Here is a 15060-nt window from a genome sequence, read left to right on the forward strand (position 1 = left end):
ATCGTGTCCCGTTCAGCTCGAAGAATCCTTGCCATGGCCGGTTTCGCGGCCTTGGCCTTGACCGCCCCGGCCCTGCCCGCCGCGGCCGCGCCCGCCGCGGCGCATCCGACCGCCCGCGTCTGCGCCGACAACGCGAAGCCCGGCATGGTCACGTGTTTCGCCGAACGCCAGACCGACACCATGCGCGCGCTGCTCTCCCCGGGCGCGCTGCCCAGCGGGTTCGGCCCGGCGGACCTGCGCTCGGCCTACAACCTCACCGCCGCGGGCAGCGCGTCGGCCACGGTCGCCATCATCGATTCCAACGACGACCCGAATGCCGAATCGGACCTCGCGAGCTACCGTTCCGCCTACGGGCTCCCGGCGTGCACCACCGCGAACGGCTGCTTCAAAAAGGTGAACCAAAACGGGCAAACCAGTCCGCTGCCGAGCCCGGATTCCGGCTGGGCGGGCGAAATCTCCCTCGACGTCGACATGGTTTCGGCGATCTGCCCGAATTGCCACATTCTGCTCGTCGAAGCGAACCAGCCGAGCATGGCCGATCTCGGCACCGCGGTGAACACCGCCGTTTCGATGGGGGCGAAATACGTCTCCAACAGCTACGGCGGCGGCGAAGACGGCTCTGAGCCCTCCTCCGACTCCAGCTACTTCCACCACCCGGGCGTCGCGATCACCGCGAGCACCGGCGACAGCGGCTACGGCATCAGCTACCCGGCTTCGTCGCGGTACGTGACCGCGGTCGGCGGCACCTCGTTGAGCCGCAACAGCAGCGCGCGCGGCTGGGGCGAAACCGCGTGGAGCGGCGCGGGCAGCGGCTGCTCGGGCTACGTGGCCAAGCCGTCGTTCCAGAACGTGACGACCAGCTGCGGCAAGCGCGCGGTCGCCGACGTCTCGGCCGTGGCCGACCCGCAGACCGGCGTCGCGGTGTACCAGACCTACGGCGGCAGCGGCTGGGCCGTTTACGGCGGGACCAGCGCGTCCGCCCCGATCATCGCGTCCGTGTACGCCCTCGCCGGCACGCCTGGCGCGTCCGACGCTCCCGCCGCCTACCCGTACTCGCACACCGGCAACCTCAACGACGTGACCTCGGGCAGCAACGGCAGCTGCTCGGCCACCGTGCAGTGCAAGGCGGGCCCGGGCTGGGACGGCCCGACCGGGCTCGGCACCCCCAACGGCACGGCGGCGTTCACCGCGGGCGCGCCCAGCGGCGGCGTCACGGCGGCCAACCCGGGCAATCAGAACGGCGTCGTCGGCACCGCGGCGAGCCTGCAGCTGTCCGCGTCCGGCGGCAGCGGCGGCTACACCTGGACCGCCAGCGGCCTGCCCGCCGGACTGTCGATCAGCTCCGGCGGCCTGATCTCCGGCACCCCGACCACCGCCGGCACGTACTCGGTGACCGCGACCGCCAAGGACTCCTCCGGGGCCACCGGCGCCACCACGTTCACCTGGACGATCACCCCGACCGGCGGGGGCACCTGCTCCGGGCAGAAACTCGGCAACCCCGGCTTCGAGAACGGCACCAGCCCGTGGACCGCGTCCAGCGGAGTGATCAGCACATCTTCCAACGGCGAACCCCCGCACGGCGGCACCTACCTGGCCTACCTCGACGGCTACGGCAGCTCGCACACCGACACGGTTTCGCAGTCGGTGAGCATCCCCGCCGGATGCCACGCCACGCTGAGCTACTACCTGCACGTCGACACCGCCGAGACGACCGCCTCGACGTCGTACGACAAGCTGACCGTCAAGGCCGGTTCGACCACGCTCGCCTCGTACTCGAACCTGAACCAGGCGAACGGATACCAGCTGCGCACCGTTGACATGTCGGCGTTCGCCGGCCAGACGGTGACGCTGACCTTCACCGGCGCGGAGGACTCGAGCCTGCAGACGTCCTTCTGCCTCGACGACACGGCGCTGACCGTGAGCTGAGGCCGCATCCGAGGAAGGCCGTCCCGTACGCGGGGCGGCCTTTCCTTGCCGTGTAAGGGAAGCGGTACGCAGCCCGGCTAGGCGGTTTCGGTGGCCAGCAAGTCGAGCCCGAGCGGGGTGCATTGCTTTTCCGTCGCGGTGCGACACGATCAGCTCGGCCTCGCGCAATGTCTTGGTGTGCAAGGACGCCGCGACCGAGACCGACAACTCGCGGGCGAGCCCGGTAGTGGTGCATCCGCCGACCAGCGACCGCAGCGCCCACACGCGAGGCGGCCTTTCCTTGCTACGCAAGGAAAGCGGCACTCAGCACGGGCTAGACGGTTTCGGCGGCCAGCAGATCCAGCCCGAGCGGCGTGCACCGGTGGCACACGGCTTTGCCGTCGCGGTGCGACACAATCAGCCCAGCCTCACGCAACGTCTTGGTATGCAAGGACGCCGACGCGACCGAGACCGACAACTCGCGGGCAAGCCCGGTGGTCGTGCGTCCGCCGACCAGCGACCGCAGCGCCCGCGCGCGAGTGGCCCCTAGCAGTCCGGCCAGTGGGTCCGCCGGGCGCTCCGGATTCAGCAGCGGAAGCGGGGTGAGCGCCGGATACAGCAGCGTGGTGGGGCGGTCGGGGTAGTAGGCCACCAGCGGATGTCCCGACCACAGCAGCGTGGGCCGCACGATGATGCCGTGTCCGTGCAGGGTGAGGTCGAGATCGCGGGGACAGTCCGCTTCGAGCGTCAGGCCGTTCCACCGGACAGCCGGGCCGAGGCTGGCGAACAGGGCGTGGATGCCTTGCCGCGCAAGGATTTTCGCTCGCCACGCGGTTTCGGCGTCGAAGCCCGCGCGCAGGCTGTGCCAGCGTTCGGCGAGGACGGTCCGGTAGCCGGTGCGGATGGCCTCGTCCAGCACCCGCCACGCTTCGCGGTCCTGCCTGGCCAGGCCTTTCGTCCAGGAGGTCAGCGGGCGGTCGATCGCGCACACCCGCCGGAGTTCGGCGCGCACCTCGGCGCGCGGGGCGGACCGGACGCGGTCGAGCCCCTCCTCGACGGTCCGGCTGGGCGGATCGAGAAACATCGGGCCCGCCCCGGAGGGCGACACGAGTTGCAGCAGCGGTTTGCCCTGGGCAGGCAGCCGCCGCGCGACCCGCTCGCGCCACGGCACGAAGGCCGGGCCCGGGTCGCGCCGCTGCAGCGTCTGCATCGCGAGGGTCAGCTCGACGAGCGGAGCCGGACGTTCGGCGATCGACACGTGCAGAAGATCTTCGGGCGTGCAGCGCAACCGAAACACGAGATCCCCCTCGGTGTGAGTTCCAGCTTAACCCACCGCGCCCCCGCTTTCCGGTGCGCGAACAGCGGATTTCCCGCAGGGGCGGGGCATTGAGCTTTCCCCCGGACCGACGACCGGGCACCGCATTCGGCCGATGGGAATAGTCCGTTCGCGTCCCCTTACGCCGCGCGGCAACGCTGACTGGCACGGCGGCGGCACCGGGGCAGGATGCCGCATCACGCGTCGATCACCTCGGCCAAAGTCGGCAACGACGGATGCGCGCCATGCCGCGTCACCACCACCGCCGCCACCTTCGCCGCGAAACCGCAAGCGTCGACGACGTCCGCGGTGGTCGGCTCGCCGGGAATCTCCGCGAGCCGTGCGGCAAGGGCTCCGACGAACGAGTCTCCGGCCGCGGTCGTGTCCACCGCCCGTACGGCGACCGCCGGGACCTGCGTGGACGACGAGGCATCGAGGACCGCGCAGCCCTCGGCCCCGAGCGTCACGATCACCCAGTGGCATCCCGCGGCGAACAGTTCGGCACTGCCGCGCCGCACACCGTCGGCGTCGAACGGGTCCTGGCCGGTGAGCTGCCGGAACTCGATCTCGTTCGACACCACCACATCGCTGAGCGGCAGCAGCTTCACGGCCACGTCGTCCGCGGGCGCGGTGTTGAGGACGGTCAGCACGCCGCGCGCACGAGCCGTCGCGAAAGCGCGCTCTGTCGCGGCCACCGCGGCCTCCAACTGGCCCACGACGACCCGAAGCTCCGGCAGATCGCTGATCGCCGTTTCGGCGGCATCGGCCGGAATGTCCGCGTTTGCCCCGGCTACGACGACGATCGAGTTGACGCCCTCCGCGTCGACGGTGATCGCCGCCCGGCCGGTCGGCGACGCTGACCTTCGCACGTGCGTCACGTCCACGCCCTCGGCGAGCAGGGCTTGCCGGTACTCGTCGCCGTCCTCGTCCTGGCCGACGCAGCCGAGCACGGCCACGCTCGCGCCGAGGCGGGCGGCGGCCACCGCCTGGTTGCCGCCTTTCCCGCCCAGCTCCCGGCTCGTCGAAAACCCCAGCAGGGTCTCCCCCGGCTCCGGGATGCGCGGCGCCCGGACGATGTGGTCGACGTTGAGCGACGCGACCACCGCTACCGAGGGGCTCATGCGGTCAGCCACCGGGCCGGGACGTCGCGCATCAGCCGGGCCACCGCGTCGGCCGGGACGCCCTCGGCTTCGAGGAGATCGGCGAAGATCGTCGGCACGAACACGAGGCCGTTGCCGCCGTTGTGCGTCCACATCTGCTTCAGGAACAGGTCGTGCGACAACATGATCTGCTCTCCGAAACCCTCGTGCACCCATCGCGCCACGGCACGCGCGGTCTGAGCGACCGTCGGGGCCACGCCTTCGCCGGGGAACGAGATGTCCAGGCCGATCATGTCGAACTCCAGCAGCACGCCGCGTTCGAGAAGCTCGCGCTGATAGCCCGGGTCGTCGCCGGACGGATCGCTGTGCGCGAGCGCCACTTTGGCCGGCCGCGCACCGCATTCGTCCAGGACGAGGTCGAGCACCTCGTGCCCGCGGCGCTGCCAGCCCGGCATGTGGATGTTGAGCCCGACCGCGGGCCGCGCGGCCTGGGCGAGCGCAGCGGCCCGCAGGGAAGCGCGCTCCCCGTCGGTGAAGAGCGGCGAAACGCCGACCTCGCCGATGACCCCGGCCCGGATCCCCGTTTCGCCGACGCCCTGGTCCAGCTCCGCGAGAATCCGCGACGTCTGCGCTTCGACGGCGACCGCGGTGATGCGCTCGCCCTCGAACTTCTCCAGGTACGCGCCGGTGCCCATGACGACGTTGACGCCGGTCGCCTCGGCCACCGCCGCGAGGGCGCGCGGATCCCGGCCGATCGCGGCGCTGCCGGTCGCGTCGACCACCGTGCCGCCGCCCGCCGCGGCGAACGCGGTCACCTCGCGCACGACGCTCGCGTGGTCCTTCACCGCCACGTTGTCCGCGCAGCAATAGGGATCCTGGCGAAGCAGGAACTGCCAGCCCGGCCCCACTTCCGCCGCGGCAAGCCGCCAGGTGGACGCGTAGGCGGGTTCGGCGACCGCGGACGACAGGTCGTTGAAAAGGTGCTCGTGCGGCAGCACCAGCCCGAGGTCCGCCGCGTCGATCGCACCGAGGACGCCGCGCACCTCAGCCACGATGCACCTCCGCGGGTTGCGCAAGGGTCGCTGGTTCCGCGGTATGCCGGGACGGGATCATCGCGATCGCCGCGGCCGCCAGAGCCACGAAAGCACCGATGACGGTGACCAGATGCAGGCTGGAACCCGCCGCGGGAGCGATGACCTCGAGCAGCAGCGACCCGATGAGCTGGCCCGCGGTGGACGCCAGGCCCAGCAGCAGAAGCCCCAGCCCGCGCACCAGCAAGGCCATCAGCGCGATCGACAGCAGGCCGAGCGGTCCGCCGAAGTACATCCACCACGTGCCGGGCAGCACGAAGTGCGCGCCCGACGCCGCCATCCGCACCACGTACACGAGGCCGAGCGCGGCGAAGCCGATGAGGAAGTTCCAGGTGATGGAGACGAACATCGAACCGGAGAGCAGGCCGATCTCGGAGTTGCCCGCGGGCTGCCAGCCGGCGAGCAGGCCGCCGACGAACGGCATGACCGCCAGCGCGATCATGTGCGGGGCCGACCAGTTCGGGGACACGACCAGCACGGTGGCGCAGATGGCCAGGATCGCCCCGGCGACGCGCGGCGCGCTCATCGCTTGCTTGAACGGGACGCCGATGCCGAGCCGGTCGCACACCACGCCGGAGATGACCATGCCGGAGATCAGCGAGGTCTGGAAGATCGCCACCCCGAGGAAGCCGACCGTCACGCCTTCGGAGAGCACGATCACCGCGCCGCACAGACCGGCGAAGAAGTTCCATCGCGGGATGTCGCCGCGCACCAGCTGTCCGGGCAGCCGGAGGAACGCGGTGCGCGTTTTAGGCCGCGACAGCACGAGGATCAGCATCAGCACGAGGCCGGTGCCGAAGGACACCAGCGCGGCGGCGTGGCCGTCGCCGAGCGCGGTGCCGAGATGCCCGTTGACGAGCGACTGCAACGGGCCGAGCATCCCGGCGAAGACGGTCGCGATCGTCAGGACGACGGCTGAGGTCGCGCGGCGAGTGGGTGACGTACTCATCGAATCCTCCTTGATCCTGAGTGCGGCGCGGCTCAGATTTCGCGGCCGGCGAGCCAGGCCATCGCCTGCGCGAAGAGCTTGCGGTAGCCGTCCCAGCTCATGAACTCCTCGGGAGCCCAGTGCGGGGAGATGTCCGAGGTGAACGCGAGGGTGCGGCCGCGGCCGACCTGGCGCGCGGCCAGCATGACGTCGCCCTCGACGGTGGCGAGCAGTTCGGCGTCCGGCTTCAGCGTGGTGTGCTGGTAGCCCAGCAGGATCGGCCATTCCCGGTCGAGGCCCGCGACCACCGGGTGGCCGGACCGCACGACGCGAGCGTTGACGCCCTCGGGAGTCTCCACGCGGTCGTCGTACGGGTCGATGTCGACCGGCAGGATCTCCTCGATCGGCGTGCGGTGGTAGTTGGCCTTGCCCTCGAAGCCCTGGAAGCTCAGGTAGCCGCCGGCCATCATCAGCCCGCCGCCGTTCTCCACCCACTCGCGCAGCAGCTTCAGCCGGTTCGGCGTCGGACGGCCGCGGGTGAAGGTGTCCGGGTGCAGCAGCAGGGTGTTGGAGCCGACGTCGGACAGCAGCACGACGTCGTACGCGTCGAGTTCTTCCAGCGTCTGCGGGAATTTCTCGGCCACGTCGTGCGAACGCAAGTGAGTCACCTCGACCCCTTCCGCCGCCAGTGCCGCGAGCAGCCGCTCGCACCCGATCTCCACCTGCGTGTGCGCGAACGGGTCGTATCCCTTGTGGTCGATCGTCGCACTGACCCACGACTCCCCGGCTAGCAGGACCTTGACCATCGACGACTCCTTCGGGGCGAAAAGTGTTAGCGCGTGTTGCGCAACGTAGCGCAACACCGCCAATATAGGATGCGGTTGCAGTCGCCGTCAACGCTCGAACGGGGAGGAGCCGGATGTCGCTGGCGAAGGTGGCCCGGGAGGCCGGAGTGGCCGTGTCGACGGTGTCGAGGTACGTCCGGGGCGAGCTGAACGTCGCCTCCGAGACCGCCCGCCGCATCGACGCCGCGCTGTCCGCCGAAGGGCATCCGCCCGTGCAGAAACAGGCGGCCGGCCTCAGCCTCGGCCTGGTCGTTCCGTCGCTGGAGAACCCGTATTTCTCCGCACTGGCGGACGCGGTGGTCGACGCCGCCGCGGCGGACGGCATCGACGTGTTCACCGCGCTCACCGGGTCGTCGCCCTCGCGCGAGCGCGCCAGCGTGGAACGGCTCATCCGGCTTCCGGACGTGTCCGGGCTGATCTACCTGGGGATGAACACCACCAACGAGGCCTTCGCCGACCGCCTGCCCGGCGACTTCCCGGTGGTCTTCCTCGACGAGTACGTCAAGGCCGCCGGACCGCGGATCGCGCACATCACCGCGAACAGCTTCGGCGGCGCCTTCCAGGCGACGACCCATCTGCTGTCCCAGGGCCACCGGCTCATCGCGCACGTCGGCGGCCCGGCCGGGCTGCGGACGGCGGACCAGCGCGAGGCGGGCTACCGGGCGGCGCTGAAGGCGCACGGCGTCGAGGTGAACGAATCGCTGATCGTGCGCGGCGCCTTCAGTTCAGCCTTCGGCATGAACTTCTTCGCGCACATGGCCCGGGCCGACGCCACGCCGACCGCCGTGTTCACCGCCAGCGACATCGCCGCCGTCGGCCTGCTCGAAGCCGCCCGGCGTGCGGGAATCTCGGTGCCGAAGGACCTGTCGGTGATCGGCTGCGACGGAATCGCGCTCGGCGAATGGACGTCGCCGAGGCTGACCACCGTCGCGCAGCCGACCGAGGAGATGGCCCGCGCGGCAGTCGACGAGATCACCCGCCTCGCGGCCGGCATCGCCCCCGCCGACCACGTGCTCTCTATGCAGCTCGTCGTCCGCGAATCGACCCAGGAGCACCCCGCATGACCGACCGCACGACCGACCGCATGACTGACGAAGCCCTTGCCCTGCTCCGCGACCTGGTGCGCCAGGACACCACGTCCGGCGGCAACGCCGCGCAGTCCGCCGCCCAGGAGCTGGCCATCTCCTACGCCACCGCCACCCCGGGCGTCCGCCTGCGGCAACGGTCCGCTTCCGGGAGGCCGTGGGTTCTCCTCGGCACCGGTTCGCCCGACGGGCCGCTTTTCGTGTGCCACATCGACACCGTCCCGGTCGGTTCCCTCGATCTGTGGGACCGCGCCCCGTTCTCCGCGGACGTCGACGAGGAGTTCCTGCACGGCCGCGGCAGCGTCGACATGAAGGGCGGGCTCGTCGCCGCGCTGGCCGTGTTGCGCAACGCCGCGGAAGCCGGTGCCGACGCGCAGGTCCTCATCACCAGCGACGAGGAGGTCGGCTGCCGGGGCGCCGCGGAGGCCTCGGCCGCGCTGAACCTGACGCCGCGGATCGTCGTCGTGCCGGAGGCAACCCAGAACCGCGTCTCGCTCGGCCATCGCGGAGCCACCTGGCTGCGCCTGGCCGCCGCCGGCAAGGCCGCACACGGCTCCACGCCCCACCTCGGACGCAACGCCGTCCAGCTGCTCGCCGACCGGGCCCTCGGCTCGCTCGGTTCCCTTCCTCTGTCCACTGAGGACTATCTGGGCGAGGAAACCGTCAACGTCGGCACGTTCGAGGGCGGCACCGCGACGAACATCGTGCCCGCTTCGGCGACCTTGACCCTGGACGTGCGCACCGTGGACGGCGGCGCGCCCGCGATCGCCTGGGCGGCTTCACTCGATCCGGCGATCACCGCCGAGGTGGAACTCGACCTGCCCGCGGTCCGCACGCCGAGCCTGCCGGACGCGCTCGCCGGCCAGGCCACCGCGCCGGCCGCCAGCTATTTCACCGACGCCTCGGCACTGGCCGGGTCCGTGGGCGGTGCGCCGATCGTGATCTGGGGCCCCGGGGATCCCCGCCAGATGCACGCGGCGAACGAGAAGCTGGAGCTGGAGTCGTGGCGGCAGGCGTTGCGCAACTATCAGGACCTGGTGTTGCCTGGCGCACGCTGACCGTTTCCGCGAGACGCAGGTCTCTTTGCTTTACCGCGCGTGTGCAACTATTGTCGACGCTTGTAACCGGCTGACGCCGCCGCGAGCGCCGTCTGCCGCGCGGTAACGAGAGAGAAGAAAAACCTATGTCGCTCAACGAAATCCTGCCCGGACGGCTCGGGTTCGGCACCGCCCCGCTCGGGAATATGTTCCGGGCCATTCCCGAGGACGAGGCCCTGGCGACCGTCGAGGCCGCCTGGGAGCAGGGCATCCGCTACTACGACACCGCGCCGTTTTACGGAGCCGGGCTGGCCGAATCGCGGCTCGGCCAGGTGCTGGCGGCCCAACCGCGCGACTCCTACGTCCTGTCGACCAAGGTCGGGCGCGTCGTCCTCGACGAGCACGAGGACGCCGAGCGGGACTTCGGCGAGAAGGGCGGCCTGTTCGAGCACGGCAACCCCAACAAAATCCTGCACGAGTGGACCGCCGACGCGACCGAACGCTCCATCGAGGACAGCCTGAAGCGGCTCGGCACCGACCGGCTCGACATCGTCTGGGTCCACGACATCGCCAAGGACTTCCACGGCGACCTGTGGCTGCGGAAGTTCGAGGAGGCCCGCACCGGCGCCTTCCGCGTGCTGTCGCGGCTGCGCGACGAGGGTGTCATCAAGGCCTGGGGCCTCGGCGTCAACAAGACCGAGCCCATCGAACTGACCCTCGACCTCGACGAGCCCCAGCCGGACGGCTTCCTGCTCGCCGGCCGCTACACGCTCCTCGACCACGAGCATGCCTTGCAGCGGCTGCTGCCGATGGCACAGGAGCACAACGTCAGCATGGTGATCGGCGGGCCGTACAGCTCCGGCGTCCTCGCCGGCGGCACACACTTCGAGTACCAGCAGGCCCCGCCGGAAATCCTCGAGCGGGTCGACCGGCTCAAGGCGCTCGTCGCCCGGCACGGGGTCAGCATCAAGGCCGCCGCGCTGCAGTTCTCGCTCGCGCATCCGGTGGCCGCTGCCGCGATCCCCGGCGCGACGCGACCCAGCCGGATCGCCGAGGACACCGCCGCGCTCGCCGAGCCCGTCCCGGCCGCGTTCTGGCACGACCTGCGCGCCGCCGGTCTCGTCCACCCCGCCGCTCCCCTGCCCGACAACGCCTGAAACCGGAGCACCACCATGGCATCCACTTCCGTCAGCCGCACCGTGCCCGCCTCGCCCCAGGAGGTCTGGGACCGCATCGGCGGCTTCGCTTCCCTGCCCGATTGGCTTCCCTACATCCCCGAAAGCACCGCGCTCGACGGTGGCCGCACCCGCCGGCTGACCAATCCGGAAGGCGAGACCATCGTCGAGCGCCTGGTGGGCTTCAGCGACACCGAACGCCATTACACGTACGCCATTCTCGAAGCGCCGTTCCCGGTCACGGGCTACCTCTCGACGTTGCGTGTGCACGCCGTGCCCGGCCAGGAAAACGCGGCTGAGGTGCAGTGGTCGGGCAGCTTCACGCCCGACGGAGTCACCGAGGACGAGGCGGTCGAGCTGTTCGCCGGCATCTACCGCGACGGCCTCGAAGCCTTACAGAAGACGCTGACCGCCTGAACGACGTCAGGAACCCACACTATCCATTGTGGACGCCCGAGCCGCAGTATCCTCCATATCGCCGCGAGTCTCCGGGCTGAGCACAGTCGCGACGAGGAACACCGCGACCATCGCGCCCAGGAACAGCACCAACCGTCCGGGCACCGCGTCGAGGCCGGGGCTCGCCAGGTTCACGAAGGTCGGCATCAAGCCGCCGATCATGAACCCGAGATTCCAGCACACCGCGGTGCCCCGGGCACGCAACGCGGTCGGGTAGCGCTCGTTGAGAAACACCAGCACCGGGGCGTAAGCGGCGTTGGCGAAGAACGCGAGCAACGTCGCATACAGCCCGACCAGACCGGTGTTCGCCGGATCGGCGTGCGCGACGAGCCACGTCAGCAGCGGCAGCACGACGAGGTTCGCCGCGCCCATGATCAGCATCATCCGGCGGCGGCCGAAGCGTTCGCTCAGGTGCCCGGCCGCCACCGCGGCGACGATCACGCCGAGGCTGGCCACCAGCAGGATCACGCCTTGGGTGGTGCCGTGCACGCCGGTCACGCTGCCGAGCAACGTCGGCAGATAGCCCGACGTGAGGTAGTACTGCGACCCGGCACCGGCGACCAGCACGATGTTCAGCGCGAACACCTTGCCGCGTCCGCCGCGCACCAGGTCGCCGATCCGCGCCCGGGGAGGCGGGCCGGAGGCGCGGGCGGCCTTCCACAGCGGCGATTCCTCGACGCCGCGGAGCACGAAGTAGCTGAGGATCGCGGCGAGCAAACCGGCGAAGAACATCACCCGCCAGCCCCAAATATCGAACTGCGGCCCGGGGAAAGCGGCGCTGATCCCGATGTAAAGGCCGCTCGCCATCGCCGCGCCGAGGCCCGCTCCCCCGGCGCCGACGAGCCCGGACATCAGGCCGCGCCAGCGTGGCGGCACGCTTTCCGTGCCGAGGGTATGCGTCGCGGCCACGACCCCGCCGACGAAAATCCCCTGTACCAGCCGCAAGGCCAGGAACAGCAAGGGCGCGGCGACTCCGACCGCCGCGTAGGTCGGCACCGCGCCCATCGCCGCGGTCGACAAACCGACCCCGGCGAGCACGATCACCATCGTCTTCTTGCGTCCGGCCCGGTCGCTGACCGCACCGAAGATCGCCGCGCCCGCGGGCCGCAGCAGCACGCTCACCGCGAAGGACGCGTACACCGCGGCCAGGCTCAGAGTAGGGCTGTGGCCAGGGAAGATCAGCTTGCCGACCGTACCGGCGATGTAGAGCAAGATGAACAGGTCGAAGAGATCGAACGCCCATCCGGCGACCGAAGAAACCGCCGCATAGATCGTCGCGCGGCGAGACTGGGGTTTGTCCATAGCCACCTCCTTGTGGTGCACAAACTCAGGGGTTCAACGGCGCCGCAGCGCGCGCCGGATCCGGTCGAACAGCGTGCCGAGCATGAGTTTCGCCGCGCTGGGCGGTTTGACCGGGCCTTCCGGGGCCTGCCCGGACGTCGCGGCCTCGGCGACCGCGGCGGCGAACTGCTCGAACATGCGCCGGCTGATGTCGCCCGCGAGCGCACGGCCGAACTGCGCGATCCGCCCGGTGAGATACACCTTCGCGTCGGCGTGCAGGACCGTGCCGTCGCCCGAAGCTTCAGTGCGCAGCTCGATGTCGGCCTGGGTCTGCGCGCCTCCGGTGTCCTGGCCTTGGGCGAGCACGCGCATCCGGCCTGCCTCGCGGTCGTGTTCGAGGATCTTCGCGACCCCGTTGAACGCCAGCTTGATCGGCCCGACCGACACCCGGGCGCGGCCGGAGTACAGATCGTCGCCGAGTTCGCCGGTCAGCTCCGCACCGGGCAGACATCTTGCCAGCAGAGCGATATCGTCGAACACCGTCCACACGCGACTGTCCTCGACGGCGACCTCGGTGGCGATCTGCACGGCGATGGTTGGTGCCCCGTCCGGAAGGACGATCTCGGTCGCGACCGGTTCCTCGTCGGCTTCTGGCAAGGAACCGGCGGTCTGCCCGGCCGAGCGGCCCGCCAGCGCGTGCCGCCCGCAGTTGCCCGGAGCGGGAATCCCCGCCGGGAACTCCTCCTGCGTCTCGCGAACGGCCGTGACGATGTTTCGGTACCCGGTGCAGCGGCAGATCACGCCGGACAGTTCCGCGGGCAGTTCTTCCGCCGTCACCTCGGGTTTCTCGGTGAGCAGATCGTAGGAACTCATCAGGAACCCCGGCGTGCAGAACCCGCACTGCAGCGCGTGATTCCGCCCGAACGAGCGCTGCAGCGGATGCAGGTCGTCGGGTTTGCCGAGCCCTTCGACGGTGGTGATCTCGGCCCCGTCGAGCTGGATCGCGAACAGCAGGCACGCGCGGGCCGCCTCTCCGTCGACCAGCACCGTGCACATCCCGCACACGCCGTGCTCGCAGCCGACGTGCGTGCCGGTGAGCCCGAGGTGATCCCGCAGCGCGTCGGAGAGCGTGACCCGCGCGGGCAGTCGCAACGTCGTCTCGGTGCCGTTCACCGTGAAGGACACTTCGACCAGCTCGCCGGGCTCCGCACGCACCGGACGCGGCTGTCGTTCCGCTGTCGTCATGCGCCTGCCTTTCGTTCAGCAGCAGCGATTTCGCGTTCGGCCAGCACGCGGAACAGCCGACGCCGGTAGTCACGGGAAGCGTGGACGTCCCCGTCGGTGTCGACCATCTCGTCCAGCAAGTCCGGTGTGATCTCGGCCAGCGCCGCAGTGCGAGTGACCGGGCGGTCGGAGATGCCGAAGCCGGTGACCGTGGCGCGGCCGCCCCGCACGTGGACCGCGACCCCGGCGAGGGCGAAGTCGCCATGCCTGCGGGCGATTTCGCCGAAGCCGTAGCCGTCTCCCTTGCTAGCCAAGGGGAACCGGACCGACGTGAGCACCTCGTCGGGGCCGAGTTCGGTCATCATCGCTCCGGCGAAGAAGTCCCGCGCGGCCACCGCTCGCGAGCCCGACGGGCCCGTGAGCATGAGGCTCGCGTCGAGGCAGCACGCCACCGCGGGCAGTTCGGCGGCTGGATCGGCGTGCGCGAGGCTGCCGCACACCGTCCCGCGGCTGCGCAGTTCCCGATGCCCGACCCACGGCAACGCCAAGCCCAGCAGGGGAACTTCGCGGCTCACCGGGTCGCGTTCGACCACCCGCTGCCGGACGGTGGCCCCGATCTCGGCGAACCCGTCGCCGCGGCGGATCTGCCGCAGCGACGCGATGCCGTTGATGTCCACCAGTACCTCGGGGCGGGCCAGCCGCATGGCCAGAACCGGCACCAGCGACTGGCCGCCCGAGATCACCTTGCCGCCCCCGTCGGCGCGGGCGAGTTCCGCGACCGCTTCGTCCACTGTGGAGGGACGGGCGTAGGCGAACGGTGCTGCCTTCACGGCCAGATCACCGGCCTTGGAATTTGGGCTTGCGCTTGTCGCCGAACGCCGCGACACCCTCCGCGAAATCGTTGCTGGAGCGCAGCATCGCGTACGCCTTGCGCTCCAGCTCGATGCCCGAGTACAACGGCGCGTCGACGCCCTTGTCCAGCACCTCCTTGGCGGTGCGGGCGGCCAGCGGCGAGTAGCCGAGCAGCACGCCGACGATCCGCTCGACCTCGGCGTCGAGCGCCGCGCGGTCCGGGACGACGTTCGCAACCAGTCCCCAATCCCCCGCCTGCCCCGCCTTGATCCGGCTGGCGGTCAGGATGTGGTACTTCGCCCGCGACAGTCCAATCAGCCGGGCCAGCCGCTGCGTGCCGCCGGAGCCGGGGATCATGCCGAGCCGCATCTCCGGCAGCGCGAACTCGCTGCGCTCAGTGCAGACCCGGATGTCGGTCGACAGCGCGAGTTCGAGGCCGACGCCGAAGCAGTAGCCGTCCACCGCGCAGATCACCGGCTTCGGGCTGCGCGAGGCGGCGGTGACGTTGTGGCCGAGGTCGGTGAACGCGACCGGATCGACCTCCATGAAGCCGGCGATGTCGCCGCCCGAGGAGAAGTGCTCGCCCTCGGCCTGGACGACGACCGCCTGGATGTCGTCGTCGGCGTCGATCTCGGCGAAGCGGTCGGCCATGACCTGGCGCGTCTCCCACGTGATGATGTTGAACCTGCCGTGGTCGAGCGTGAGGTAGGCGACGCGGCCGTCGTGCCCGCGGTGCAGCCGGATCTCGCCTCCGGTGAGTGCCATG

General features: G+C 70.5%; 14 protein-coding genes. 5 read left to right on the forward strand and 9 right to left on the reverse strand.

Going from position 1 to position 15060, the window contains the following annotated elements; translation table 11 throughout:
• Positions 1-33: 33 nt before the first annotated feature.
• Complete coding sequence (locus ACFSVL_RS39065; protein WP_378311945.1) at positions 34-1926, forward strand: putative Ig domain-containing protein; 1893 nt, start codon at positions 34-36, stop codon at positions 1924-1926.
• A gap of 313 nt (positions 1927-2239) precedes the next feature.
• Here ACFSVL_RS39065 and ACFSVL_RS39070 read toward each other — a convergent pair whose 3' ends face one another.
• From ACFSVL_RS39070 to ACFSVL_RS39090, 5 genes are all read right to left on the reverse strand, one after another.
• Positions 2240-3163, reverse strand: coding sequence for an ArsR/SmtB family transcription factor (locus tag ACFSVL_RS39070; protein ID WP_378311947.1), 924 nt, complete (start codon positions 3161-3163; stop codon positions 2240-2242).
• Between the two features lie 254 nt (positions 3164-3417).
• Positions 3418-4341, reverse strand: a complete 924-nt coding sequence (locus ACFSVL_RS39075; RefSeq protein ID WP_378311948.1) for a ribokinase — start codon at positions 4339-4341, stop codon at positions 3418-3420.
• On the reverse strand, positions 4338-5372 hold the full coding sequence (locus ACFSVL_RS39080; protein WP_378311949.1) for a phosphotriesterase family protein: 1035 nt from the start codon (positions 5370-5372) through the stop codon (positions 4338-4340). The genes ACFSVL_RS39075 and ACFSVL_RS39080 overlap by 4 nt, the downstream gene beginning before the upstream one ends.
• Positions 5365-6360 (reverse strand): DMT family transporter, encoded by a 996-nt coding sequence (locus tag ACFSVL_RS39085; protein WP_378311950.1) that lies wholly within the window; start codon positions 6358-6360, stop codon positions 5365-5367. The genes ACFSVL_RS39080 and ACFSVL_RS39085 overlap by 8 nt, the downstream gene beginning before the upstream one ends.
• A 32-nt stretch (positions 6361-6392) precedes the next feature.
• Positions 6393-7145, reverse strand: a complete 753-nt coding sequence (locus ACFSVL_RS39090; protein WP_378311951.1) for a glutamine amidotransferase — start codon at positions 7143-7145, stop codon at positions 6393-6395.
• 113 nt (positions 7146-7258) lie between these two features.
• On the opposite strand from ACFSVL_RS39090, the gene ACFSVL_RS39095 reads away from it, so the two are divergent.
• The 4 genes from ACFSVL_RS39095 to ACFSVL_RS39110 all read left to right on the forward strand — a co-directional run bounded on the left by ACFSVL_RS39095 (position 7259) and on the right by ACFSVL_RS39110 (position 10898).
• Positions 7259-8248 carry a LacI family DNA-binding transcriptional regulator gene (locus tag ACFSVL_RS39095; protein WP_378311953.1) on the forward strand — a complete coding sequence of 330 codons (990 nt, stop codon included), beginning with the start codon at positions 7259-7261 and terminating at the stop codon, positions 8246-8248.
• On the forward strand, positions 8245-9327 hold the full coding sequence (locus ACFSVL_RS39100) for a M20 family metallopeptidase (RefSeq protein ID WP_378311955.1): 1083 nt from the start codon (positions 8245-8247) through the stop codon (positions 9325-9327). Before ACFSVL_RS39095 ends, ACFSVL_RS39100 begins: the two co-directional genes overlap by 4 nt.
• A gap of 125 nt (positions 9328-9452) precedes the next feature.
• Entirely contained in the window at positions 9453-10463 is a 1011-nt protein-coding gene (locus ACFSVL_RS39105) for an aldo/keto reductase (protein WP_378311957.1), read from the forward strand.
• A gap of 15 nt (positions 10464-10478) precedes the next feature.
• On the forward strand, positions 10479-10898 hold the full coding sequence (locus tag ACFSVL_RS39110) for an SRPBCC family protein (RefSeq protein ID WP_378311959.1): 420 nt from the start codon (positions 10479-10481) through the stop codon (positions 10896-10898).
• Between the two features lie 6 nt (positions 10899-10904).
• On the opposite strand, the gene ACFSVL_RS39115 is transcribed toward ACFSVL_RS39110, so the two are convergent.
• The 4 genes from ACFSVL_RS39115 to ACFSVL_RS39130 are packed head-to-tail and all read right to left on the reverse strand — an operon-like array spanning position 10905 to position 15059.
• Positions 10905-12239, reverse strand: coding sequence for an MFS transporter (locus ACFSVL_RS39115; RefSeq protein WP_378311960.1), 1335 nt, complete (start codon positions 12237-12239; stop codon positions 10905-10907).
• A 33-nt stretch (positions 12240-12272) separates the two neighbouring features.
• Positions 12273-13463: a xanthine dehydrogenase family Fe-S subunit gene (locus ACFSVL_RS39120; protein ID WP_378311962.1), complete on the reverse strand. Its 1191-nt coding sequence runs from the start codon at positions 13461-13463 to the stop codon at positions 12273-12275.
• Positions 13460-14272 carry an FAD binding domain-containing protein gene (locus tag ACFSVL_RS39125; RefSeq protein ID WP_378311964.1) on the reverse strand — a complete coding sequence of 271 codons (813 nt, stop codon included), beginning with the start codon at positions 14270-14272 and terminating at the stop codon, positions 13460-13462. The genes ACFSVL_RS39120 and ACFSVL_RS39125 overlap by 4 nt, the downstream gene beginning before the upstream one ends.
• A 7-nt stretch (positions 14273-14279) precedes the next feature.
• Complete coding sequence (locus tag ACFSVL_RS39130) at positions 14280-15059, reverse strand: enoyl-CoA hydratase/isomerase family protein (protein ID WP_378311966.1); 780 nt, start codon at positions 15057-15059, stop codon at positions 14280-14282.
• Position 15060: the final 1 nt, after the last annotated feature.

This window comes from Amycolatopsis silviterrae (assembly GCF_042684085.1).
GTDB classification, from domain to species: domain Bacteria; phylum Actinomycetota; class Actinomycetes; order Mycobacteriales; family Pseudonocardiaceae; genus Amycolatopsis; species Amycolatopsis silviterrae.

What these genes read in the sequence shown, in the direction of transcription:
- ACFSVL_RS39120 (WP_378311962.1), bottom strand. Translation starts at nt 13,463, where the DNA reads ATGACGACAGCGGAACGACAGCCGCGTCCGGTGCGTGCGGAGCCCGGC.
- ACFSVL_RS39100 (WP_378311955.1), top strand. Translation starts at nt 8,245, where the DNA reads ATGACCGACCGCACGACCGACCGCATGACTGACGAAGCCCTTGCCCTG.
- ACFSVL_RS39095 (WP_378311953.1), top strand. Translation starts at nt 7,259, where the DNA reads ATGTCGCTGGCGAAGGTGGCCCGGGAGGCCGGAGTGGCCGTGTCGACG.
- ACFSVL_RS39110 (WP_378311959.1), top strand. Translation starts at nt 10,479, where the DNA reads ATGGCATCCACTTCCGTCAGCCGCACCGTGCCCGCCTCGCCCCAGGAG.
- ACFSVL_RS39065 (WP_378311945.1), top strand. Translation starts at nt 34, where the DNA reads ATGGCCGGTTTCGCGGCCTTGGCCTTGACCGCCCCGGCCCTGCCCGCC.
- ACFSVL_RS39115 (WP_378311960.1), bottom strand. Translation starts at nt 12,239, where the DNA reads ATGGACAAACCCCAGTCTCGCCGCGCGACGATCTATGCGGCGGTTTCT.
- ACFSVL_RS39105 (WP_378311957.1), top strand. Translation starts at nt 9,453, where the DNA reads ATGTCGCTCAACGAAATCCTGCCCGGACGGCTCGGGTTCGGCACCGCC.
- ACFSVL_RS39085 (WP_378311950.1), bottom strand. Translation starts at nt 6,360, where the DNA reads ATGAGTACGTCACCCACTCGCCGCGCGACCTCAGCCGTCGTCCTGACG.
- ACFSVL_RS39075 (WP_378311948.1), bottom strand. Translation starts at nt 4,341, where the DNA reads ATGAGCCCCTCGGTAGCGGTGGTCGCGTCGCTCAACGTCGACCACATC.
- ACFSVL_RS39130 (WP_378311966.1), bottom strand. Translation starts at nt 15,059, where the DNA reads ATGGCACTCACCGGAGGCGAGATCCGGCTGCACCGCGGGCACGACGGC.
- ACFSVL_RS39090 (WP_378311951.1), bottom strand. Translation starts at nt 7,145, where the DNA reads ATGGTCAAGGTCCTGCTAGCCGGGGAGTCGTGGGTCAGTGCGACGATC.